Origin of the sequence: Streptomyces sp. DH37 (genome assembly GCF_029813835.1) — a bacterium.
In the GTDB taxonomy this organism is placed as follows: domain Bacteria; phylum Actinomycetota; class Actinomycetes; order Streptomycetales; family Streptomycetaceae; genus Streptomyces.
The window spans coordinates 17,695-40,485 of record NZ_JARVKV010000024.1; the positions used below are offsets into that span (position 1 = coordinate 17,695).

Sequence of the window (22,791 nt, forward strand, 5' to 3'; positions counted from 1 at the left end):
CACCGCCCTCGGCGGCTGGTTCGCGCCCGCGCGGCGCCCGGGATCAGCTGCAGCCGCTGGTCGAGCCGCAGCCCTCGCACAGGTAGCAGCTGCCCGCGCGGCGCATCTTGGTGCCGCAGGAGAAGCAGAGCGGCGCGTCGGCGTTGAGGCCGAGCTGCATCTCCACCAGCTCGGTGGAGCTGTGCGCCTCCTTCGGCGCCGGCGCGGGGGCCTGCGGCTCGGAGGGGCCGCTCACCGCCTTGGGCGGCTCCACCTGGCGCGGGGCCGACTGGGCCAGGCCCTCGACGTCCAGCTCGTCGTCGGCGGGCTCGTAGGAGCCGGTCTCCAGGTGGCGCTGGCGCTCCTCGGCGGAGTGGATGCCGAGGGCCGAGCGGGTCTCGAAGGGCAGGAAGTCCAGCGCCAGGCGGCGGAAGATGTAGTCGACGATCGACTGCGCCATCCGCACGTCCGGGTCGTCCGTCATGCCGGCCGGCTCGAAGCGCATGTTGGTGAACTTCGAGACGTACGTCTCCAGCGGCACGCCGTACTGCAGGCCCACCGAGACGGCGATCGAGAAGGCGTCCATCATGCCCGCCAGGGTCGAGCCCTGCTTGGACATCTTCAGGAAGACCTCGCCGAGACCGTCGTCCGGGTAGGAGTTGGCGGTCATGTAGCCCTCGGCGCCGCCGACGGTGAAGGAAGTGGTGATGCCCGGACGGCCCTTGGGCAGGCGCTTGCGCACCGGGCGGTACTCGACGACCTTCTCGGCCTCGGGCTGCTGCCCCTCGGCCTTCTTCTCCTCCTTCTTCTTGGCGGAGAGCGGCTGGCCGACCTTGCAGTTGTCGCGGTAGATCGCCAGCGCCTTCAGGCCGAGCTTCCAGCCCTCGTAGTAGATCTCCTCGACCTCCTCGACGGTGGCCGTCTCGGGCATGTTGACCGTCTTGGAGATCGCGCCGGACAGGAACGGCTGGGCGGCGGCCATCATCCGCACGTGCCCCATGGGTGAGATGGAGCGCTCGCCCATGGCGCAGTCGAAGACCTCGTAGTGCTCGGGCCGCAGGCCCGGGGCGTCGATGACGTTGCCGTGCTCGGCGATGTGCTCGACGATCGCCTCGACCTGCTCGGGCTGGTAGCCGAGCCGCTTGAGGGCCTTGGGCACCGTGTTGTTGACGATCTGCATCGAACCGCCGCCGACCAGCTTCTTGAACTTGACCAGGGCCAGGTCGGGCTCGATGCCGGTGGTGTCGCAGTCCATCATCAGGCCGATGGTGCCGGTGGGGGCGAGGACGGACGCCTGGGCGTTGCGGAATCCGTTCTTCTTGCCCAGCCGGAGCACGTCCTGCCACGCCTCGGTGGCCGCGGCCCACACCGGGGTGTCCAGGTCGTCCATGCGCTTGGCCTCGGCGTTGGCGTCGGCGTGCTGCTTCATGACGCGCTGGTGGGCGTCGGCGTTGCGGGCGTAGCCCTCGTACGGACCGACGATCGAGGCCAGTTCGGCGGAGCGGCGGTAGGAGGTGCCGGTCATCAGGGAGGTGATCGCACCGGCCAGGGCGCGGCCGCCGTCGGAGTCGTAGGCGTGGCCGGTGGCCATCAGCAGGGCGCCGAGGTTGGCGTAGCCGATGCCCAGCTGGCGGAAGGCGCGGGTGGTCTCACCGATCTTCTCGGTGGGGAAGTCGGCGAAGCAGATGGAGATGTCCATCGCGGTGATGACCAGCTCGACGACCTTGGCGAAGCGCTCGGCGTCGAACGACTGGTTGCCGGCGCCGTCGTCGTGCAGGAACTTCATCAGGTTCAGCGAGGCCAGGTTGCACGAGGAGTTGTCCAGGTGCATGTACTCGCTGCAGGGGTTGGAGGCGGTGATGCGGCCGCTCTCCGGCGAGGTGTGCCAGCGGTTGATGGTGTCGTCGTACTGGATGCCGGGGTCGGCGCAGGCCCAGGCGGCCTCGGCCATCTTGCGGAACAGCGCCTTGGCGTCGACCTCCTCGATGGTCTCGCCGGTCATCCGGGCGCGCAGGCCGAACCTCTCGCCGTTCTCGACGGCCTTCATGAAGGCGTCGTTGACGCGGACGGAGTTGTTGGCGTTCTGGTACTGGACGGACGTGATGTCGTCGCCGCCCAGGTCCATGTCGAAGCCCGCGTCGCGCAGGGCGCGGATCTTCTCCTCCTCCTTGACCTTGGTCTCGATGAACGCCTCGACGTCGGGGTGGTCGACGTCGAGCACGACCATCTTGGCCGCGCGGCGGGTGGCGCCGCCGGACTTGATCGTGCCGGCCGACGCGTCGGCGCCGCGCATGAAGGAGACCGGGCCCGAGGCGTTGCCGCCGGAGGAGAGCAGCTCCTTGGAGGAGCGGATGCGCGAGAGGTTCAGGCCCGCGCCGGATCCGCCCTTGAAGATCATCCCCTCTTCCTTGTACCACTCCAGGATCGACTCCATGGAGTCGTCGACGGAGAGGATGAAGCAGGCCGAGACCTGCTGGGGCTGCTTGGTGCCGACGTTGAACCACACCGGGGAGTTGAACGAGAACACCTGGTGGAGCACGGCGTAGGCCAGCTCGTGCTCGAAGATCTCGGCATCGGCCGGGGAGGCGAAGTAGCCGTGGCTCTCGCCGGCGGCGCGGTAGGACTTCACCACGCGGTCGATGAGCTGCTTCAGGCTGGTCTCGCGCTGGGGCGTGCCGACGGCGCCGCGGAAGTACTTGCTGGTGACGATGTTGACCGCGTTCACCGACCAGAAGTCGGGGAACTCCACGCCGCGCTGCTCGAAGTTGACCGAGCCGTCGCGCCAGTTGGTCATGACGACGTCACGGCGCTCCCAGACCACCTCGTCGTACGGGTGCACCCCCGGGGTGGTGTGGATGCGCTCGATCCGCAGACCCTTGCCGGCCTTGGTCCCCTTGGACCGGGAGCCTCGTGCCGGGTCGCTCGTCGTCTCTGTCATTCCGCCTCCCTGTACAGGCATAACGCCCTGACACACCCCGTACTTCCCGGGGTGTGGTGTTCGTTTCGATGGCCGGGACGCGAGGGCGCCCCGGTCGGGTCCGTGTGGGCCGCTCAGTCCCCGGCGGCCAGCGGCACGGGCCGGGCGGGACCTCCGCCGCCCCCGCCGTCACGTCCGCCTCCGGTGTCCCCGGCGCCGCTGCCGTCACCCGCGCCACGGCTTCCGGCGTCCGCGGCCGTTCCCGCGGCTGCTCCCGTGGATCTGTCCGGGTCCTCGTCGCCCCCGCCGGCACGGTCGGCGCGCGCGGGGGCCCGTTCCCCGCGCAGCTCGGCGATCTCGGCCTCGAAGTCCTCCAGCGAGTCGAACGCCCGGTAGACGGAGGCGAAGCGCAGGTACGCCACGAGGTCCAGCTCGCGCAGCGGCCCGAGTATGGCCAGACCGACGTCGTGCGTGGACAGCTCGGCGCTCCCGGTGGCGCGTACCGCCTCCTCGACCCGCTGGCCCAGCTTGGCGAGCGCGTCCTCGGTGACCGGGCGGCCCTGGCACGCCTTGCGCACTCCGGCGATCACCTTGTCCCGGCTGAAGGGCTCGGTGACCCCGCTCCGCTTGATCACCATCAGCGACGCGTTCTCCACCGTGGTGAAGCGGCGGGAGCAGTGCGGGCACTGGCGGCGTCGGCGGATCGCGGTGCCGTCGTCGGTGGTGCGGCTGTCGACGACGCGGCTGTCGGGGTGCCGGCAGAAGGGGCAGTGCATCGCTTCCCACCCTCCTTCACCCTCGATGGCGCAGCATTGGACACGCATTCGAGTGCCCGGCGAACGGCCCTCGAAGCGGCCACCAGCATAGGCGATGCCCACCGCCCTCAAGAGCGGGGGGACCACAACTTCTGGGTGGCTGCCGAACATCTAACCACTACATCTGGTGGCTGATGGACGCACACGCCGGGCGTGTCGGAAGCGCCGGAGCGGCAAACGTACGAGAGGGTACCGTAGTGATCGGCGGCGATCTTCGGGCCATACACCGACCACATCGATCACGACAGCTAATCTGCGAAATTTCACTCGAACGTGTGTTTGGCGCAACCTTTCGAAAGCACCTACCGTTGTCCAACTAGGGAGAACCGCTTGAGAGGGGCCGTCGTGACCACCACCGCAGAGAGCGCCGCCATCGCCGCACGGGACCGTTCCCAGGGCCGCATCGACCCTGTGCGCGGAGCAAACGCCGCCCACGGCGCGCCCGACGACGCGGGCGGCGCGGAGGCTCCCAAGCCCGCCCGCTCGCTGCCCGGCCGTCCACCGGGGATCCGCGCCGACAGCTCCGGGCTGACGGACCGGCAGCGCCGGGTGATCGAGGTGATCCGCGACTCGGTGCAGCGCCGCGGCTACCCGCCGTCGATGCGGGAGATCGGCCAGGCCGTCGGCCTGTCCTCCACCTCCTCCGTGGCCCACCAGCTGATGGCGCTGGAGCGCAAGGGCTTCCTGCGGCGCGACCCGCACCGCCCCCGGGCCTACGAGGTGCGCGCCTCGGACGCGCCCACCAGCCAGACCACCGACACCACCGGCAAGCCCGCCGCCTCCTACGTTCCCCTGGTCGGCCGGATCGCCGCCGGCGGTCCGATCCTCGCCGAGGAGTCGGTCGAGGACGTCTTCCCCCTCCCCCGTCAGCTCGTCGGCGACGGCGAGCTGTTCGTGCTCAAGGTCGTCGGCGACTCCATGGTCGAGGCCGCGATCTGCGACGGCGACTGGGTCACGGTGCGCCGCCAGCCGGTCGCCGAGAACGGCGACATCGTCGCCGCCATGCTGGACGGCGAGGCGACCGTCAAGCGCTTCAAGCGTGAGGACGGGCATGTCTGGCTGCTCCCCCACAACTCCGCCTACCGGCCGATCCCCGGTGACGAGGCCACCATCCTCGGCAAGGTCGTCGCGGTGCTGCGGCGCGTCTGACGCGCCGACCGCACGACGGCCGAGAGAGACCGGCCCCGGGACCACTGCGCCGGTCCCGGGGCCTCCTTCGTGCCCGAGGACCTCCTTCGTGCCTGGGGGCGCCCGCGGGCGCCCCCAGGCTCCTCCCTGGCCTCCCCGGCCGCCCCGGCCCTACTCGGCCGCCCCGGCCGCCTTGGCCGCGGCGTCGATGGCGGCCAGCGAGCGGCGCACCTGGTTTCGGTCGGTGGTGTACCAGAAGTCGGGCATCGAGGCCCGCAGGAAACTCCCGTAGCGCGCCCGGGCCAGCCGCGGGTCCAGCACCGCGACCACCCCCCGGTCCCCCGTCGCCCGCACCAGACGGCCCGCGCCCTGCGCCATCAGCAGCGCCGCGTGGGTGGCCGCCACCGCCATGAAGCCGTTGCCGCCCGCCTCCTCGACCGCCTTCTGGCGGGCGCTCATCAGCGGGTCGTCGGGACGCGGGAACGGGATGCGGTCCATCACCACCAGCTGGCAGTTGGGGCCCGGCACGTCGACCCCCTGCCACAGCGACAGCGTTCCGAACAGACAGGTCTCGGCGTCCGCGGCGAAGCGGCGGATCAGCTCGCCCAGGGTCTCCTCGCCCTGGAGCAGCACGGGGACGTCCAGCCGTCCGCGCAGCGCCTCGGCCGCCGCCTGGGCCGCCCGCATCGAGGAGAACAGCCCGAGGGTACGCCCCCCGGCCGCCTGGACCAGCTCGGTCAGCTCGTCCAGCATGTCGCCGCGGCTGCCCTCCCGGCCGGGCGGGGACAGGTGCTGGGCGACGTACAGGATGCCCTGCCGGGGGTAGTCGAAGGGCGAGCCGACGTCCAGCCCCCGCCACCGCGGGACCTCGGCGCCGCCGTCCTTCCCGCCGTCCGCCCCCTCTCCGGATTCCCCCGGGCCCTCCGAGTCCCCGGATCCCCCGCCCGTGCCGCCGGGCTCCGTGACCCGGCCCTCGGCGCTCAGCCCCAGGGAGGCGCCCACCCCGTCGAAGTCCCCGCCGAGCTTGAGGGTGGCGGAGGCCAGGACCACCGTCCGGTCCTCGAACAGCTTCTCCCGCAGCAGCCCGGAGACCGCCAGCGGCGCGACCCGCAGCGAGGCGCCGTAGCGGTCGTGGCGCTCGTACCAGACGACGTCGTACTCCGAGCCCTGGACGATGCGCTCGGCGACCTCGTGGACGTTCTCCACGGACGCCAGGGCCTGCCTGCGGACGGCGTCCTCGTCCTGGACGGACCGGTCGCGGGTGTTGCCCAGCGCGGTGATCACCCCGCGGGCCGCGTCGCGCAGCGCCGTCAGGGCGTACCCCAGGTCCTCGGGGATCTCCTCCAGACGGCCCGGCAGGGCGAGCTCCATCAGTCGCTCGAAGCCCTCCGCGGCGGTCTGGAGCCGGTCGGCGTCCTTCTCGTCGACCAGCTTGGCCGCGCGGCGCACCGCCCGGTTCACCCCGCCCGGCGTCAGCTCGCCGGTGGCCACCCCGGTGACTCGGGAGACCAGTTCGTGCGCCTCGTCGACGATCAGGACCTCGTGGCCGGGGAGCACCGGCGCGCCCTCGATGGCGTCGATGGCCAGCAGCGCGTGGTTGGTGACGATCACCTCGGCGAGCTTGGCCCGCTCGCGCGCCGCCTCCGCGAAGCACTCGGCCCCGTAGGCGCACCGGGTGGCGCCCAGGCACTCCCGGGAGGAGACCGAGACCTGGGACCAGGCGCGGTCGGAGACGCCCGGGGTGAGGTCGTCGCGGTCGCCGGTCTCGGTCTCGTCCGCCCAGTCCCGCAGCCGCAGCAGGTCCTTGCCCAGTCTGCTGGTGGGGGCGGCGGCCTCGAAGGGGTCGAACAGGCCGTCCTCGTCGTCCTGCGGCACGCCCTCGTGGAGGCGGTGCAGGCACAGGTAGTTGGAACGGCCCTTGAGCATGGCGAACTCGGGGCGGCGGCGCAGCAGCGGATGGAGCGCCTCGACCGTGCGCGGCAGGTCGCGTTCGACCAGCTGCCGCTGCAGGGCGAGCGTCGCGGTCGCGATGACCGTGCGCTCGCCGTGGGCCAGGGCGGGCACCAGATAACCCAGCGACTTGCCGGTTCCGGTGCCCGCCTGGACCAGGAGGTGGACGGTGCTGTCGACGGCCTCGGCAACGGCTTCGGCCATGGCGACCTGGCCGGGTCGCTCGGTGCCTCCGACGGCGGTGACGGCGGCGTGGAGGAGGTCGGTGAGGGCGGGCTTGGTCATAGGACCGCCACCTTACGCGGCGTCGCCGACAGCCGTGCCCGATACGGTCCGGTACTCACCGCCGGGGGTCACAGGGCATGGCGCAGCACCCGGTCGCGGACCAGCAGGGCGGCGCGCTTGCCGGGGAGTTCGGCCTCGGCCGCCAGCCGGAAGCCCGCCCCCAGGAAGGCGGCGACGGACGGGAGGTTGCGCAGGTCGGGTTCGGCGATGACGCGGTTGCACATCGGCCTCCGGTCCAGGACCAGGTCCGAGACCGCCCGCAGCAGCGCCGTGCCGATGCCGCGCCCCCGGTCCGCCACGCCGCCGATCAGCAGGTGGAGCCCGGTGTCGTGCGGGCGGGCCGGATAGTGCCGGGCGAGCGGGTCGAGGTCGGCGCGGTAGACCTCCCAGTAGCTCATGGGGACGCCGGCGAGCACCCCCAGGCACGGCACGCTGCGCCCGTCGCCGCCCACCTGGGCGCGCAGATGGGCGGCGGTGACCTCGGCGGGACCGGCCAGGCGCCAGAAGGCCGCCACCGCCGGGTCGTTCATCCAGGCGGTGATCAGCCGTAGATCGCGCTCGAGGCGGACGGGGACGAGCTGGAAGACGCCGGCGGGCGTGGTGACCGGGCCCCACTCGGCGACGGCGTCCAGCAGGTCCGGCCGCGCCGGGGGCTCCGCCGCCCCGCCGTACGGCACGGCGGGCGGGTCCGCCGGCAGGTGCAGGTCGAGGGTGTCGTCCGTGCTGGACACCGGCGGTGCGGGAGGGATGGCCGGGGCGGTCGGGTCGGCCGGGGCGAGCGGGTCGGTCGGGGCACCCGGGGTACAGCCGGCGGGCGGTGCCGGGGTGACGGGCGGTACGGACGTGACGGGACGGGCCGGCGGAACACCGGTGGTCATGGCGGTGCCTCCCGTGCGGTTCCGGTTCAGGGCTTCACCAGGGGATTGGAGACGGTCACGTAGACGGACTGGGAGTCCACCGGCCCGACCAGTTCGTCCAGCCCGTGCAACCGGGTCAGGAGGTTGGCCTTGCACCGCAGGGTCGGGGAGTGCAGCAGCAGGGCGGGCAGCCGCGACCTGCCGCCGCCCTCGTGGGGGCGGTCGGCGCCGGTGAGGAAGCGGCGCAGCGCCGCCAGCAGCAGCCGCTCGTCGGCCAGGCCCTGGGAGCCGAACGCGCCGATCAGCCCCAGCATGTTGTTGACGCCCAGGTAGTAGGCGAAGCGCTCGTCGGCGACCTCGTCGGCCACGAAGGTGTCGCTGTCGGCGCCGATGCCCGGCAGGCTCCGCCGGAGCGCCTCGCGGTGGGACTCGCGGAAGTAGTAGCCCTGGTTGTCGCGGTGGCGGCCTCCCACCGGCCACCCGTCGCCGTCGAGCAGGACCACGGTGTTCTGCTGGTGGGCCTCCAGGGCGACGCCCGCCTCGGCGTCCAGCCACAGCACGGGACGCACGACGGTGTGGAGGTAGCGCAGGAACCACTCGGCCGCCACCGTGGCCACCGGCCGCCCCGTACGGACCGCGAGCCGGGTGACGGCGTCGGCGAGGCGGGAGCGGAGCGCGCCCCGGGGGTCGCCGGGCCAGGGCCGGGGCGAGGTGAGTGCGGCCAGGCACACGGCGTCGTCACCGGGCCCGAAGGGGTTGTGCCGGATGACGGCGTCCAGCCCCGCCACGGGCTCGCCGTCGGCGTCGTCGACGGCGAGCCAGGCGGGGTCGCGCACGATGTCGAAGCCGGGACGGCCCGGGAAGGCGGCCCGCCAGCGCGCGCCCAGGCCGGTGCGCAGCAGCCGGTGCACCTCCACGCCCCGGTGCAGTTCCTTGCGGAGGTTCTCGCGGCGGGAGTTGGTGATCCGCAGGCCGAGCGAGAGCTTGAGCATGGCGGGCACGCCGGGCCGGTGGACCGTGCGCACCGAGGAGGTCGGGTGCCAGGGGTCGCCGTGCGGGCCGAGGTCGTGCAGCAGGCCGGCCTCGAGCAGCGCGGCGACGGCGGGGCGGTGCCGTACCTCGCGGGCCTGCCAGGGGTGCAGCGGCAGGGGGACCGTCCCCTCGGGCAGGCTCAGCCCGGAACCGGCCAGCTCGGCGGCGATCCGCTCGGCCGGCACGGTCCGGCCGCGGTCGGTCCAGGCGGAGTCGGAGGCCAGGACGGTGCGGTCGACGGCCATCCAGTGCAGGGGGAAGGCTCCGCGCAGCTCCGGCGACCAGGCGCGCGCCTCCGCGTCGGTCAGCCCGTCCCGGCTCTTGGGCACCGGGTGCAGCGGATGCCCCAGGATCAGGGACTGCTCGCCCTCCAGGAACGGGGAGGCCGCGGACGGCGGCTCGGGCCGGGCCCGGCGGTCGGCGAGGAAGACGGCGGTACGGCGCACGGAGTCGGCGACCCGGCCGACCAGCTCCGCGCCCTCGCCCGCGCCGGCCCCGGGGGCAGCGGGTCCGCGGTGCGCGGCCTCCCGCGCCAGCAGGGCGGCGAGGGTCACCGCGTCGACGGGGGCGGCGCCGGGGGCGGCGCCCTCCAGGGCGGGCGGGCCGAAGCGGTGCCAGCCGGTGGCGGACCAGTGGTGCACCGGCACCCGCAGCGCCAGACCGCAGGAGGCCAGGGCGATACGCAGGACGGCGCTGCCGCCGGGGCCGCCGGGCCGGGGCAGGTCGTTCTCCCGCACCCAGCAGCGCAGCAGGTTCTCGGCCGCCGCGGCGTCGGCGGCCACGGCCGGGTCGGGGTGCTCCAGCGGGTCGCCCGCCTCCCGTCCGCCGGCGTGCGGCGGCGCCCCGTCGCGGTGCGGCTGCCGTGGTACGGCGGACCCGGTGGGGCGGGCGGGCCGCCCGCCGGCCGGGGCCGCCTCCTCCTGCGTCGTCCTCCCGTCCGGAGCGGGACATGCGTTCACGGAAGTCTCCCTGGGGGTGAGGGCACCGCACCGGTGCGTGGTCGTCCGGTTCCCGTGGCACGGCGGAGCGCGCCGCCGTGTCTCCGCCCGTACCAACGACGCCGTCCCCGCCGGATCACGGCCCCGGGCAAAATCCTTCGCGCCTCCGGGCGTTGGAACCGGGGACCCGCCGGGTGCCGTCCCCTGCAGCACCGGCATAGTGAGGGCCCGCCGCGCTCGGCGGGGTCCACCACAGGCCACCACGTGCAGAGTTCCGTTTCAGGGGGATTTTCAGTCCATGTCATCTACGAGCAGACGGCGCCCTGCGCTGGTCGCCGCGGCGCTGGCCGCCGCCCTGGCCGTCACCGCCACCGCATGCGGCCCGGCGGACGGCGAGGGCGACGCGAAGGCCCGCCCCAGCGCCTCCGCGCGGGACGGCGGCGACACCGGGGCCGGCATCGACGGCCTGCGCCTGCCGAAGGAACTGCCCGCCGCCCTCAAGGACTTCGACCCCGAGAAGTGGAGGGACGGGGAGTGGAGGAACTGGGACAGGGACGACTGGCTGCGTGAGGCCAAGGACTTCGTCAACCCGATCATCGAGGGCCTGTGGGACCCGGAGCGGATGAAGGACGCCGAGGAGAACGACCGCGAGGTCGACGACCCCGGCATCGGCGACGGCACCGGCGGCGAGGGGGACGAGGGCGTCACCGACCCCGACCCCGCGCCGAAGAAGGCGCAGCCGGCCGCGACGCCGTACCGGGAGAGCGCCCCGGCGGTGGGCAAGGTGTTCATGGACACCCCCAAGGGCTCCATGGTCTGCTCCGGCACGGTCGTCCAGGACCCCCGCAACCCGGGCAGGTCCGACCTGGTGGCCACCGCCGGGCACTGCGTGCACGCGGGTTCCGGCGGCGGCTGGTTCCGCAACATCGTCTTCGTGCCCGCGTACAACGACGCGGCCCTGGAGGCCGCCGAACTGGAGCGGGCGTCCCCCGCGGAGGTCGCGCCGCACGGCGTGTACTGGGCCACCTGGGCCCAGACCACCGACCACTGGATCTCCAGCGGCTCCGACACCGGCGGCCTGGGCGCCTCGCAGGACTTCGCCGTGCTGCGGGTGGAGGCCGAGGACGGGAGCGGGAAGTCCCTGGAGGAGACCGTCGGCGCCGCCGTGCCGGTCAACTTCGACAAGCCGTCGGTGGCGTCGATCCCCTCCGTACGGGCCTACGGCTACCCCGCGGCCCCGCCCTTCGACGGGCTCACCATGCACACCTGCGCCGACCGGCCGGGCCGGCTGACCCTGAGCGAGTCGGAGTCCACGATGTACCGCATCGGCTGCACGATGACCGGCGGCTCCTCCGGCGGCGGCTGGTTCGCCAGGGGGTCCTCCGGCCGGCAGGTGCTGGTCTCGGTCACCTCCATCGGCACGCTCGACCACACCTGGCTGGCCGGTCCGCGTCTGGGCGCCGAGGCCGAGGGCGTCTTCGAGGCGGTCAGCGGGAAGTCCGCGGGGCGGGGCTGACGACCCCGGCCCGGCGCGGGACGCACCGAGGGCCCCGCCGCTCCCGTGGGGGGAGCGGCGAGGCCCTCGCCGTGTACGCGCCCGGCCGGCCGTGCCGAGCCGGCCCGGGTCAGACCATCGCCATCGGGCTGCGCCGGGTGTCGCTGCCGGGCACCGGCTCGGACGGGTCGCTGCCCAGGTCCACGATGCGGTTGTCCGCGTCGACGTGCACCACCGCGGGCCGGTGGGCCCGGGCCTCGGCGTCGTCCATCTGCGCGTAGCTGATGAGGATCACCAGGTCCCCGGGGTGGACGAGATGCGCGGCGGCACCGTTGATCCCGATCACCCCGGAGCCGCGCCGCCCCTCGATGACGTACGTCTCCAGGCGGGCGCCGTTGGTGATGTCGACGATGTGGACCAATTCCCCGGGGAGCAGGTCCGCGGCGTCCATCAGGTCCGCGTCGATCGTGACGGACCCCACGTAGTGGAGGTCCGCCTCGGTGACCGTGGCACGGTGGATCTTCGACTTGAACATGGTGCGCAGCACGGTGCCGTCTCCTAGCGGTGAGAAGGGTCGCGCTCCCGGGCCGGGATGCGCGCCGTCCGGGCCATGCTACGGCCTACGCCCGGAGCTCCGCCGTGACGTACGCCCTGAGCTCGGCCGCCAGTTCCTCGTGAACGCGGGCCGCCAGCAGCGTGCCGCCCTCGGTGTGCTCCTCGGAGAGCACCTCGCCGTCGGCGTGGACCCGGGAGACCAGGTCGCCGCGGGTGTAGGGCACCAGCGCCGTCAGCTCCACGGCCGGGTGCGGCAGCTCCCGGTCGATCAGCTCCAGCAGCTCGTCGATGCCCTGCCCGGTGCGGGCGGAGACCGCGATGGCGTGCTTCTCGGCGCGCAGCAGCCGCTGGAGGACCAGCGGGTCGGCCGCGTCGGCCTTGTTGACCACCACGATCTCGGGCACCTCCGTCGCGCCGACGTCCCGGATCACCTCGCGCACGGCGGCGAGCTGCTCCTCCGGCACCGGGTGGGCGCCGTCGACCACGTGGAGGATCAGATCGGCGTCGCCGACCTCCTCCATCGTGGAGCGGAACGCCTCGACGAGGTGGTGCGGCAGGTGCCGTACGAAGCCGACGGTGTCGGCCAGGGTGTACGCCCGCCCGCTGGGGGTCTCGGCGCGGCGCACGGTCGGGTCGAGGGTGGCGAACAGCGCGTTCTCCACCAGGACGCCCGCGCCCGTGAGCCGGTTGAGCAGGGAGGACTTGCCGGCGTTGGTGTATCCGGCGATGGCGACCGACGGCACCTTGTTGCGGCGCCGCTCCTGCCGCTTGACGTCGCGGCCGGTCTTCATCTCCGCGATCTCCCGGCGCATCTTCGCCATCTTCTCGCGGATCCGCCGCCGGTCGGTCTCGATCTTGGTCTCACCGGGACCGCGGGTGGCCATGCCGCCGCCCGCCGAACCGGAGCCGCCGCCGCCCATCTGCCGGGAGAGCGACTGGCCCCAGCCCCGCAGCCTGGGCAGCATGTACTGCATCTGCGCGAGCGAGACCTGCGCCTTGCCCTCGCGGGACTTGGCGTGCTGGGCGAAGATGTCGAGGATCAGGGCGGTGCGGTCCACCACCTTGACCTTGACGACGTCCTCCAGGTGGATGAGCTGGCCGGGGCTGAGCTCACCGTCGCACACGACGGTGTCGGCCGCCGTCTCCACCACGATGTCGCGCAGCTCCTGCGCCTTGCCGGAGCCGATGTACGTCGCCGGGTCCGGCTTGTCCCGGCGCTGGATCACGCCGTCGAGGACGAGCGCGCCCGCGGTCTCGGCGAGGGCCGCGAGTTCGGCGAGGGAGTTCTCGGCGTCCTGCACGGTGCCGGAGGTCCACACGCCCACGAGCACCACGCGCTCCAGCCGCAGCCGGCGGTACTCGACCTCGGTGACGTCCTGGAGTTCGGTGGACAGGCCGGCGACACGGCGGAGGGCGGCGCGCTCGGAGCGGTCGTACTGGTCGCCGTCGCGCTCACCGTCGATCTCGTGGCTCCAAGCGACGTCCTCCTCCATCAGGGCGTCGGCTCGGCGGTACGTCTCGGCGAGGCGCTGGCCGTTCTGCGGAAGGGAGGAAGAGAAGGTCAACTGTGTCCTTACGTCGTCGGAGTGAAGACAACCGGGTCAACGCGTGCGGTACCCGGAACATTCCCGGGGACGCGTCCGGTCACGACGATGGTGACACGGCGCAGCCCGGCCGTCACCTGGTTTGGAGCGTGACCGTCGCCCGGCCGGGCGGACCGCCGCCTCAGGGCCGGCGGCGGGTGGCCCGTACGACGTCGTAGACGCCGGGCACCTCCCGCATGGCACGCATCAGCCGGGGCAGCTCGCCGGCGTCGTCCAGCCGCAGGGTGTACGTGTGCCGCACCCGGTGCTCCCTGGGCGGCTCGACCTCGGCGGAGACCACGGCGGCCCCCTCCGCGGCGATGGCCTCGGTGAGGTCGGCCAGGAGGTGCGGACGGCTCAGCGACTCGGCGTGCAGCGTCACCCGGCAGCCCGCGCCGGAGTCCTGCCACCGCACGGGTACGGTCTCGCGCCCGGCCGCGGTCATCCGGGCCACGGTGGGGCAGTTCTCCCGGTGGGCGGTCACCGCGCCGCCGCGCACCGCGAAGCCGACCACGGCGTCGGGCGGCACGGGCGTGCAGCAGCGGGCCAGCCGTACGGGCGCGCCGGGCAGCCCGGCCACGGCCGCGGACCTCTCGCGGGTCCGCACCGGCCCGGGCCCGGGGGCCGGGGCGGCGGGTTCCGGCACCGGGGGCGCCCCGCCCGCCCGGTCCGCCCCGCCCGCGCGCTCGCCGTCCTCCGGGTGCTCGCCGTCCTCCGGGTGCTCGCCGTCCTCCGGGCGGGCGTCGAGCCAGGTGCGGATGGCGATCCGCGCGGTGGGGGTGCGAACGTGCTCCAGCCACTGCGGGGAGGGGCCGGAGGCGCCCTCGGGTGCCATCAGCAGTTGCAGCGAGTCGCCGTCGCGCAGCACGGTGCCCAGCGCCGCGAGCCGTCCGTCCACCCGGGCGCCGACCAGGGCGTGCCCGGCCGCCCCGTAGCGGGCGTAGGCGGCGTCCACGCAGGTGGCGCCCGCGGGCAGGTGGAGGGTGGCGACCTGGGTGGCGCTGCCCGGATCGGTGCAGAAGACGGTGATCTCGCGGTCCTGGGCGAGGTCGTCGCGCAGCTCCGCCCAGAAGGTGTCCGGGTCGGGGGCGTGGCTCTGCCACTCCAGCAGCCGTTCCAGCCAGCCGGGGCGGGTGGGGTCGGCGCGCTCGCCGTCCGCGGCGGCCGTCTCGTCGTGGGAGGGGCCGGAGGTCCGGTGCGGGTCGCCCAGGGCGATCACCCCGGCCTCGGCCACCCGGTGCATCCGGCGGGTACGGACCAGGACCTCGGCCACCCGCCCCCCGGCGTCGGCGACGGCGGTGTGCAGCGACTGGTACAGGTTGAACTTCGGTACGGCGATGAAGTCCTTGAACTCCGACATCATCGGCGTGAAGCAGGTGTGCAGCTCGCCCAGGACCGCGTAGCAGTCCGCGTTCTCGGCGACCAGGATCAGCAGCCGCCCGAAGTCGCACGGCCCCAGCTCGCCGCGTTTGGCGCGGGCCCGGTGGACGGAGAGGAGGTGCCGCGGCCGGATCAGGACCTCGGCCGCGATGCCCGCCTCGCGCAGCACCGCCCGCACCGACTCGGCGATCTCGGCGAGCGGGTCGGACCCGGCGGCGTGCGCGCGGATCAGCTCCCGGGCGCGGGCGTACTCCTCGGGGTGGAGGACGGCGAAGACCAGGTCCTCCAGCTCGGTCTTGAGCGCCTGCACACCGAGCCGTTCGGCCAGCGGGATGAGCACGTCGCGGGTGACGCGGGCGATGCGCGCCTGCTTCTCGGGCCGCATCACGCCCAGGGTGCGCATGTTGTGCAGCCGGTCGGCGAGCTTGATGGACATCACCCGCACGTCGTTGCCGGTGGCCACCAGCATCTTGCGGAAGGTCTCCGGCTCGGCGGCGGCGCCGTAGTCCACCTTCTCCAGTTTGGTGACGCCGTCGACGAGGTAGCTCACCTCCTCGCCGAACTCCGCCCGTACCTGCTCCAGCGTCACGTCGGTGTCCTCGACGGTGTCGTGGAGCAGGGAGGCCGTCAACGTCGTGGTCTCGGCGCCGAGTTCGGCCAGGATCAGGGTGACGGCGAGCGGGTGCGTGATGTAGGGCTCGCCGCTCTTGCGCGTCTGGCCCCGGTGCGAGGACTCCGCCAGGACGTAGGCGCGGCGCAGGATGTCGAGGTCGGCGCCGGGGTGGTGGGCGCGGTGCGCCTTGGCCAGGTGCTCGATGGCGTGGGGGAGGGCGTGGCGGGACGACGGGCCCAGGAGGGCCGCACGACCGAGCTTGCGAAGGCTCCGTACTGCGCTCATGGCACCTCCCACGGCGTCGGGGTGCTTGATCCTATCGAGCCTCCCACGCGCCTCGCTCCGCCTCCTGTCCACAGTGGCCGGGATCACCCGTTCGAGCGGTCAGCCCTCAGGGAGCGGAGAGCAGGCCGGGATCGACGGTGCCCTCGGCGACGATCACGGCGGGGCCGGTCATCTCGACGCCGCCGTCCGGGTGCTCGGTGATCACCAGCCGTCCGCCGGGGACGTCGACGGTGTAGGTGACGGGGGTGCCGTCGGCGGCCGGGTCGGCGCCGTCGCGGCGGGCGGCGGCGACCATGACCGCGCAGGCGCCCGTACCGCAGGAGCGGGTCTCGCCGGAGCCGCGCTCGTGCACCCGCAGGGCCACGTGGCGCGGTCCCCGGTCGACGACGAACTCGACGTTGGCGCCCTCGGGGTAGGCGGCGGCCGGCGCCACGGCCGGGGCGGTGAGCAGGTCGCCGGCGTGGCCGAGGTCGTCGACGAAGGCGACGGCGTGCGGGTTGCCCATGTTGACGTTCAGCGCGGGCCAGGCGCGCTCCCCCACGGCGACGGTGACGCTCGCCTCCGTACCGCCGGGCAGCCTCGCCGCGCCCATGTGGACGGTGACGTCGCCGTCCTTGGCCAGGTGCACCCGGCGCACGCCGGCCCGGGTGGCGACGGCGAGGTCGCCGGCCGCGGCCAGCCCGGCGCGCTCCAGGTAGCGCGCGAAGACGCGCACCCCGTTGCCGCACATCTCGGCGACGCTGCCGTCGGCGTTGCGGTAGTCCATGAACCACTCGGCCCCGGCGGCCATCGCCCGCGCCTCGGGGTGGGCGGCGGAGCGCACCACGCGCAGCAGGCCGTCCCCGCCGATCCCGGCGCGCCGGTCGCACAGCCGGGCCACGGTCGCGGCGGGCAGGTCCAGCGTCCCGTCCGGGTCGGGGATGATCACGAAGTCGTTCTCGGTGCCGTGCCCCTTGAGGAACGGGACGGGCGTGCCCGCGGGCCCTGCTGAGCTGTTCACGGTGCCCATCGTACGGGGACGGGCGCCGACCGGGCGCCGGGCTAGCGGAGGCGGGCGACGCGCCAGATGGCCAGTGCCACGAGGGTGCCGACGACCATCGCGTACAGGGCGACCAGGCGCCAGTCGGGGCGTTCGCCGGAGCCGCGCGCGGGCAGACCGGGCCAGGCGAGGCCGACGCGGCGGGCGGCCATCATGCCCCAGCCGGCGGCGCAGCAGCTGAGCAGCAGGCCGAGCATGGCGACCACCGCCCCGCCCTCGCCGAGTCCGAAGGCGAGCGGGAAGGCGAACATCAGCGATCCGGCCGCACCCAGGCCCACGATCGGGGCGAGCTGCCACAGCCGCAGCTTCCGGGGCGGACGGAGTTCGCCGTAGGACTCGTCCCCGTCGGCGGCCGGGGTCTCCAGCGCCTCCAGCCCGCCCACGCCCGCCAGCCCGTCCAGGCTCCCCGGGCCGTCGTCCCCCCGGCCGTCGGCACGGAGCGGTCCGACGGCCGGCTCGTCGCCGTTGCGAGGGCCGGCCTCCATCGCCACGTGCCCTCCCAACTCCCGCTGTGCGGCTCATCGACGGTCGATGCTCATTGATGGTCGATGATGGCACGCCCGGACAACTGTCCAGGGCCCGCTGGACGTCCCGATGCCATCACGTGATCAGGCTGTGACCGCTCGTTCGAGGAGGGCCAGGGCGCGGTCGGTGAGTTCCCCGCGGCGGTCGGCCGCGCCGCTGAGCCAGTGGACGCGGGGGTCGCGGCGGAACCAGGAGTCCTGGCGGCGCGCGAAGCGCTTGGTGGCGCGTACGGTCTCGGCGCGCGCCTCGTCCTCGGTGCACTCCCCCGCCAGCGCGGCCAGCACCTGCTGGTAGCCCAGGGCCCGCGAGGCCGTGCGGCCCTCGCGCAGCCCGGCGCGCTCCAGCTCGCGCACCTCCTCGACCAGTCCGGCCTCCCACATGCGGTCCACCCGGCGGGCGATCCGCTCGTCGAGCTCCGGACGCCCGACGTCGACCCCGATCTGGAGGGTGTCGTAGACGGAGTCGGGGCCGGGGAGGTTGGCGGTGAAGGGGCGGCCGGTGATCTCGACGACCTCCAGGGCGCGGACGATCCGGCGGCCGTTGCCGGGCAGGATCGCCCGGGCGGCCTCGGGGTCGACGGCGGCGAGCCGGGCGTGCAGCGGCCCGGAGCCGGACTCGGCCAGCTCCGCCTCCAGCCGGGCGCGGACGGCCGGGTCGGTGCCGGGGAACTCCAGGGCGTCGATGGCGCCGCGCACGTACAGCCCCGAGCCGCCCACGAGCACCGGGGTGCGCCCCTGGGCGAGCAGGCGGTCGATCTCGGCGCGGGCCAGGCGCTGGTACTCGGCGACGCTGGCGGCGACCGTGACGTCCCAGACGTCCAGGAGGTGGTGCGGGACACCCCGGCGCTCCTCCTGCGTCAGCTTGGCGGTGCCGATGTCCATGCCGCGGTAGAGCTGCATGGAGTCGGCGTTGACCACCTCGCCGCCCAGGTGCCGGGCGAGGGCGACGCCCAGGTCGGACTTTCCGGCCGCGGTGGGGCCGACCACGGCGATGACACGGGGGGTGGGGGGTGCGCTGCTCACGGCCCAAGTCTCGCAAACACACGGGGAGGAATCCGAACGGGTTACGTGACGTCACACGTCCGGAGTCGTTGCCTGTTGCGAGGTTCCGCCCGCCGACCCACGGACCGGACGCCCGGGGCGACGTCATGTGTCGCTCCGCGGGGCGCGGAATTTCACCCGCACGAGTAAGGTCTGGAGTAGGTATGGGTGTGTTCGCCTGGTTTCGTCGTGGTTCGAAGGACGTGAAGGAGGATGTCTCCGCCGCACCGGTCGCGGAGGGCCCGGAGGGTTCCTCGGCCGGTTCTCCCGCCGCCGCCGCGGCCCCGTCGCCGGAGGCGGGAGGGCCCGCGGGACGCGACGGGACGGGGCGGGCCGACGGACCCGGGGAGCCCGGGGAGCCCAGAAAGGAGGCGGCGCGGACCGCGGCGGAGGACGCCGCGGGCGAGGCCGGGGAGAACGCGGCCGGCGGCACCGATGACACCGATGACGACGGCGCCGGACGGCTCGCCGGGATCCCGCGGCAGCAGTCCGCCGGGCACGCGGCGGACGGCACGGGCGGCGCGGACGGTACGGACGAGCAGGCCGGCCCGGTCGGCGCCGACGACGAGGGCGCCCGCCGGTAGCCGCGGCGGCCGTGCCGGGGCGCCCGCGAGAGCCACCACGGAGCCGAGGGAACGCCGAGGGAACGGAGTGACCGCCATGGGCTTCATGAACAGGGTCAAGGGCATGATGGGCCGGCACGGCGAGAGGACCGGAGAGGCCGGCGACGACCGGACCAGGGGCAGGCACCGGCGCCACACCGGAACCCGTGACGCGAAGATCCGGGAGGCGCGGGAGCGGATGACCCGCGAGAGGGACGAGAAGGGCGACACCGCCGGTCCCGCCGCCTGAGCGGCCCCCGCCGCGGCCGTGCGGTCCCCTTCCGGGCGGGCCGCACGGCCGCGGCGGTCTACGACCAGCTCGCGACCAGGTAGCCGACGCCGTACGGCGCCTGGTCGTACAGCAGCCGTCCCTCCAGACCCGCGCCCTCGGCCGCGCCGGCCAGCACGTGCCAGCAGGCCCGTCCGGACGCCTTCAGCTCGTAGGCCAGCTCCTCGTCGAGGGCCAGCAGTCCGGCCGGGTCGGCGGCGCCCAGGGCGCGGGCGGCCGCCTCGTCGAAGGCGGGGGCGCGCTCGTCGAAGTAGCCGGGGGCCTTGACCGTCCGGCAGGCGCTGCCGTCGCCCATCGCCAGCAGGGCGACGCGCCCGGCCGAGCCCGCCAGCTCCCGGCCGGCCTCCGCGCAGCGCTCCCTCGACAGCGGCTCCCCCACGCCGAGGCCCTCCACGGGCGCGGCGCTCCAGCCCGTGCGCTCCAGCAGCCAGGCTCCCACGGCCAGGGACGGCGGCAGCGGGTGCTCGGCGGGCGGGCCCTCGCCCAGCCGGACCTCCAGGTCGACGCCGAAGGGCCGGAAGGAGCCGGTGGCGCCCTGCGGGTGCCTGCCCCGGCCGGCCGGGTCGGCGGTGCCGACGACGACGAGCCGGTCGGGGCGCGCGGCGGCCAGGACGGCGATCGCGTCGTAGCAGGCGGCCCGGGCGTCGTCCATCTCGTGCGCGGCACCCCCCGCGACCTCGGGCACCAGCAGCGGCGGGCAAGGACATGCGGCGGCGGCGACAAGCATGGCGCGCAGCCTACCGCCGGGGAGTCACCCGCGGCCGGGCGCGTGAGGGGCTCGTGTACGCCTGACCAGCGCACGCCCGGCACACGCCCGGCGCGCACCGACGCGGGTGCGGGACGGGTGCGGCCGGTCGCGACCGGCCGCGGCTGGTCGTGTCCGGTCGTGTCCGGTCGTGTCAGTGGGCGGCGCAGCCGCCCGGCGCGGCGGGCAGCGGCTCGGGGATGCCGACGGTGGGCAGTCCGAGCATCACGCCCTGCGGCTTCGCCGCGGACGCGGCGGCGCGCCGCTCCCAGGCGTCGCCCGCGCGGGTGCGCCGCACCCCCAGCACCGCGCCCTCGGCCAGCAGGTGGTGCGGGGCGGCGTAGGTGATCTCGACGGTGGCCATGTCACCGGGGCGCGGGACGTCCTCGTCGGGACGCGTGAAGTGGACCAGACGGTTGTCGGGGGCGCGTCCGGACAGCCGCCGGGTGGCGCCGTCCTTGCGGCCCTCGCCCTCGGCGACCATGACCTCCAGGGTCCGCCCGGTCTGCTTCCTGTTCTCCTCCCAGGAGATCTCCTCCTGGAGGGCGACCAGGCGCTCGTACCGCTCCTGCACGACCTCCTTGGGGATCTGCCCGTCCATCTCGGCGGCCGGGGTCCCGGGGCGCTTGGAGTACTGGAAGGTGAACGCCTGCGCGAAGCGGGCCTCGCGGACGACGTGCAGGGTCTGCTCGAAGTCCTCCCCGGTCTCGCCGGGGAAGCCCACGATGATGTCGGTGGAGATCGCGGCGTCGGGGATCGCGGCCCGGACCTTCTCGATGATCCCCAGGTAGCGCTCCTGCCGGTAGGAGCGGCGCATCGCCTTGAGCACGCGGTCGGAACCGGACTGCAGCGGCATGTGCAGCTGCGGCATCACGTTCTCCGTCTCGGCCATGGCGGCGATGACGTCGTCGGTGAAGTCGCGCGGGTGCGGGGAGGTGAAGCGGACCCGCTCCAGGCCCTCGACCCGGCCGCAGGCGCGCAGCAGCTTGGAGAACGCCTCGCGGTCGCCGATGTCGGACCCGTAGGCGTTGACGTTCTGCCCGAGCAGCGTGATCTCGGTGACGCCCTCGGCGACCAGCGCCTCGACCTCGGCGAGGATGTCGCCGGGCCGGCGGTCCTTCTCCTTGCCGCGCAGCGCGGGGACGATGCAGAAGGTGCAGGTGTTGTTGCAGCCGACCGAGATGGAGACCCAGGCGGCGTACGCGCTCTCGCGCCGGGTCGGCAGCGTGGAGGGGAACGCCTCCAGCGACTCGGCGATCTCGACCTGCGCCTCCCGCTGGACACGGGCGCGCTCCAGCAGCACCGGCAGGCTGCCGATGTTGTGGGTGCCGAAGACCACGTCGACCCAGGGGGCCCGCCGCACGATGGTGTCGCGGTCCTTCTGCGCCAGGCAGCCGCCGACCGCGATCTGCATGCCCGGCCGGGACGCCTTCTTCGGGGCGAGGTGGCCGAGGTTGCCGTACAGCTTGTTGTCGGCGTTCTCCCGCACCGCGCAGGTGTTGAAGACGACCACGTCGGCGTCGTCGGCGTCCCCCGGGGCCCGGACATAGCCCGCGTCCTCCAGCAGGCCCGACAGACGCTCGGAGTCGTGGACGTTCATCTGGCACCCGTAGGTGCGCACCTGGTAAGTCTTCGCACTCATCTCAGACGACAGGGTACGTGCTCGCACCCCGCCCCCGCCTCTCCCTTCCGCGTACCGGTCCTGGCAGGATCGGAGCCATGGTCCCCCTGTCCGCACGCCGCCCGGGGCCGCGGCGGCTGCTGAAGGCCGCCGCGGCCGCGGCGGCCGTGCTCGCGCTGCTGCTGTGGTGGCTGCTGCCGGGCGGCGGGCCGGCGCCGAGCGGCCCGGTGTCCTTCACCACCGGGGCCCGGGGCGGGGTGTACGAGCGCTACGGGGAGCTGCTGAAGCAGCAGCTCGGCCGGGACCTGCCCGGGGTGGAGGTGGATCTCATGCCCAGCCAGGGCTCGGTGCAGAACATCGAGCGGCTGATCTCCGGCGAGGCGTCCTTCACCATCGCCGCGGCCGACGCGGTGGCGGCCTACGTCAACTCCGGGAGGGAGGGCGCCGACCGGCTGCGGGCCTGTGCGCGGCTGTACGACGACTACATCCAGCTCGTCGTCCCGGCCGGCTCGCCGGTGCGCTCCGCCGAGGACCTCGAGGGACTGCGGGTCGGGCTCGGGCAGCCGCGGTCCGGGGTGAACCTGATAGCCGGGAGGCTGCTGAAGGCGGCCGGGCTGGATCCGGACGAGGACGTCCGGCCGGTGCTCGAGGGCATCGACCGGATGCCGGAGCTGCTGGTCCGCGGCGAGCTGGACGCCTTCTTCTGGTCGGGCGGGCTGCCCACCGGCGCGATCCAGGAGCTGGCGGAGGCCACCGAGATACGCCTCGTGCCGCTCGGCGACCTGGTGCCGACGCTGCACGCGCAGGAGCCCCGGACCCGCTCCTACCGCGCGGCGCTGATGCCCTCCGACGCCTATCCCCCCGTCCAGGACGGCAAGGCCGTCGAGACGATAGCGGTGGCGAACCTGCTGGTCACCACGGACGACACGGACGCCGCGCTGACCGAGGGGATCACCCGCTCGGTGATCAACAGCCGGGACCGCATCGGCCGCGAGGTGCACGCCGCGCAGAAGGTCGACCTGCGCACGGCCATCTACACCCACCCGCTCCCGCTGCACCGGGGCGCCGAGCGCTACTACCGCTCCGCGAAGTCCTGAGGGTCCGGGGCCGGCTGCGGA

The 22,791-nt window shown here is 74.1% G+C and carries 18 protein-coding genes; 5 read left to right on the forward strand and 13 right to left on the reverse strand.

What is annotated here, in order from left to right:
- Window positions 1-43: 43 nt before the first annotated feature.
- Both QC029_RS14440 and nrdR read right to left on the reverse strand, forming a co-directional pair.
- The gene (locus tag QC029_RS14440; protein ID WP_279556042.1) at window positions 44-2,917 is read right to left on the reverse strand and encodes a vitamin B12-dependent ribonucleotide reductase; all 2,874 of its coding nucleotides are present in this window, start codon (window positions 2,915-2,917) and stop codon (window positions 44-46) included.
- Window positions 2,918-3,030: 113 nt separating this feature from the next.
- Window positions 3,031-3,672, reverse strand: coding sequence for a transcriptional regulator NrdR (nrdR, locus tag QC029_RS14445; protein WP_279556043.1), 642 nt, complete (start codon window positions 3,670-3,672; stop codon window positions 3,031-3,033).
- A 384-nt stretch (window positions 3,673-4,056) separates the two neighbouring features.
- Between nrdR and lexA the strand changes: the two genes are divergently transcribed.
- The gene (gene lexA, locus QC029_RS14450; protein ID WP_279556044.1) at window positions 4,057-4,860 is read left to right on the forward strand and encodes a transcriptional repressor LexA; all 804 of its coding nucleotides are present in this window, start codon (window positions 4,057-4,059) and stop codon (window positions 4,858-4,860) included.
- Between the two features lie 150 nt (window positions 4,861-5,010).
- On the opposite strand, the gene QC029_RS14455 is transcribed toward lexA, so the two are convergent.
- The 3 genes from QC029_RS14455 to QC029_RS14465 all read right to left on the reverse strand — a co-directional run bounded on the left by QC029_RS14455 (window position 5,011) and on the right by QC029_RS14465 (window position 9,922).
- Window positions 5,011-7,074, reverse strand: coding sequence for an ATP-dependent DNA helicase (locus tag QC029_RS14455; protein ID WP_279556045.1), 2,064 nt, complete (start codon window positions 7,072-7,074; stop codon window positions 5,011-5,013).
- A gap of 68 nt (window positions 7,075-7,142) precedes the next feature.
- The gene (locus QC029_RS14460; RefSeq protein WP_279556078.1) at window positions 7,143-7,778 is read right to left on the reverse strand and encodes a GNAT family N-acetyltransferase; all 636 of its coding nucleotides are present in this window, start codon (window positions 7,776-7,778) and stop codon (window positions 7,143-7,145) included.
- Window positions 7,779-7,978: 200 nt separating this feature from the next.
- Window positions 7,979-9,922, reverse strand: a complete 1,944-nt coding sequence (locus tag QC029_RS14465; protein WP_279556046.1) for an IucA/IucC family siderophore biosynthesis protein — start codon at window positions 9,920-9,922, stop codon at window positions 7,979-7,981.
- Window positions 9,923-10,199: 277 nt separating this feature from the next.
- Here QC029_RS14465 and QC029_RS14470 point away from each other — a divergent pair, with 277 nt between their 5' ends.
- Window positions 10,200-11,417, forward strand: coding sequence for a trypsin-like peptidase domain-containing protein (locus tag QC029_RS14470; protein WP_279556047.1), 1,218 nt, complete (start codon window positions 10,200-10,202; stop codon window positions 11,415-11,417).
- 109 nt (window positions 11,418-11,526) lie between these two features.
- Here QC029_RS14470 and panD read toward each other — a convergent pair whose 3' ends face one another.
- From panD to miaA, 6 genes are all read right to left on the reverse strand, one after another.
- Complete coding sequence (gene panD / locus QC029_RS14475) at window positions 11,527-11,943, reverse strand: aspartate 1-decarboxylase (protein WP_279556048.1); 417 nt, start codon at window positions 11,941-11,943, stop codon at window positions 11,527-11,529.
- A 73-nt stretch (window positions 11,944-12,016) separates the two neighbouring features.
- Window positions 12,017-13,516, reverse strand: coding sequence for a GTPase HflX (gene hflX, locus QC029_RS14480; RefSeq protein ID WP_279556049.1), 1,500 nt, complete (start codon window positions 13,514-13,516; stop codon window positions 12,017-12,019).
- Between the two features lie 160 nt (window positions 13,517-13,676).
- The gene (locus QC029_RS14485) at window positions 13,677-15,812 is read right to left on the reverse strand and encodes an HD domain-containing protein (protein WP_279556050.1); all 2,136 of its coding nucleotides are present in this window, start codon (window positions 15,810-15,812) and stop codon (window positions 13,677-13,679) included.
- A gap of 106 nt (window positions 15,813-15,918) precedes the next feature.
- Window positions 15,919-16,812, reverse strand: a complete 894-nt coding sequence (gene dapF / locus QC029_RS14490; protein ID WP_279556051.1) for a diaminopimelate epimerase — start codon at window positions 16,810-16,812, stop codon at window positions 15,919-15,921.
- A gap of 41 nt (window positions 16,813-16,853) precedes the next feature.
- Entirely contained in the window at window positions 16,854-17,336 is a 483-nt protein-coding gene (locus QC029_RS14495) for a hypothetical protein (RefSeq protein ID WP_279556052.1), read from the reverse strand.
- 123 nt (window positions 17,337-17,459) lie between these two features.
- Window positions 17,460-18,398 carry a tRNA (adenosine(37)-N6)-dimethylallyltransferase MiaA gene (gene miaA, locus QC029_RS14500; protein WP_279556053.1) on the reverse strand — a complete coding sequence of 313 codons (939 nt, stop codon included), beginning with the start codon at window positions 18,396-18,398 and terminating at the stop codon, window positions 17,460-17,462.
- Window positions 18,399-18,580: 182 nt separating this feature from the next.
- Here miaA and QC029_RS14505 point away from each other — a divergent pair, with 182 nt between their 5' ends.
- Both QC029_RS14505 and QC029_RS14510 read left to right on the forward strand, forming a co-directional pair.
- The gene (locus QC029_RS14505; RefSeq protein WP_279556054.1) at window positions 18,581-19,000 is read left to right on the forward strand and encodes a hypothetical protein; all 420 of its coding nucleotides are present in this window, start codon (window positions 18,581-18,583) and stop codon (window positions 18,998-19,000) included.
- 76 nt (window positions 19,001-19,076) lie between these two features.
- The gene (locus tag QC029_RS14510) at window positions 19,077-19,268 is read left to right on the forward strand and encodes a hypothetical protein (protein WP_279556055.1); all 192 of its coding nucleotides are present in this window, start codon (window positions 19,077-19,079) and stop codon (window positions 19,266-19,268) included.
- 58 nt (window positions 19,269-19,326) lie between these two features.
- Here the strand turns inward: QC029_RS14510 and QC029_RS14515 are convergent, their stop codons facing one another.
- A complete protein-coding gene (locus QC029_RS14515) occupies window positions 19,327-20,034 on the reverse strand; it encodes a class III extradiol dioxygenase subunit B-like domain-containing protein (RefSeq protein ID WP_279556056.1) in 708 nt (235 codons plus the stop codon).
- A gap of 172 nt (window positions 20,035-20,206) precedes the next feature.
- On the reverse strand, window positions 20,207-21,694 hold the full coding sequence (miaB, locus tag QC029_RS14520) for a tRNA (N6-isopentenyl adenosine(37)-C2)-methylthiotransferase MiaB (RefSeq protein WP_279556057.1): 1,488 nt from the start codon (window positions 21,692-21,694) through the stop codon (window positions 20,207-20,209).
- Window positions 21,695-21,771: 77 nt separating this feature from the next.
- Here miaB and QC029_RS14525 point away from each other — a divergent pair, with 77 nt between their 5' ends.
- Entirely contained in the window at window positions 21,772-22,770 is a 999-nt protein-coding gene (locus tag QC029_RS14525) for a TAXI family TRAP transporter solute-binding subunit (protein ID WP_279556058.1), read from the forward strand.
- The last annotated feature ends 21 nt before the right edge of the window (window positions 22,771-22,791 follow it).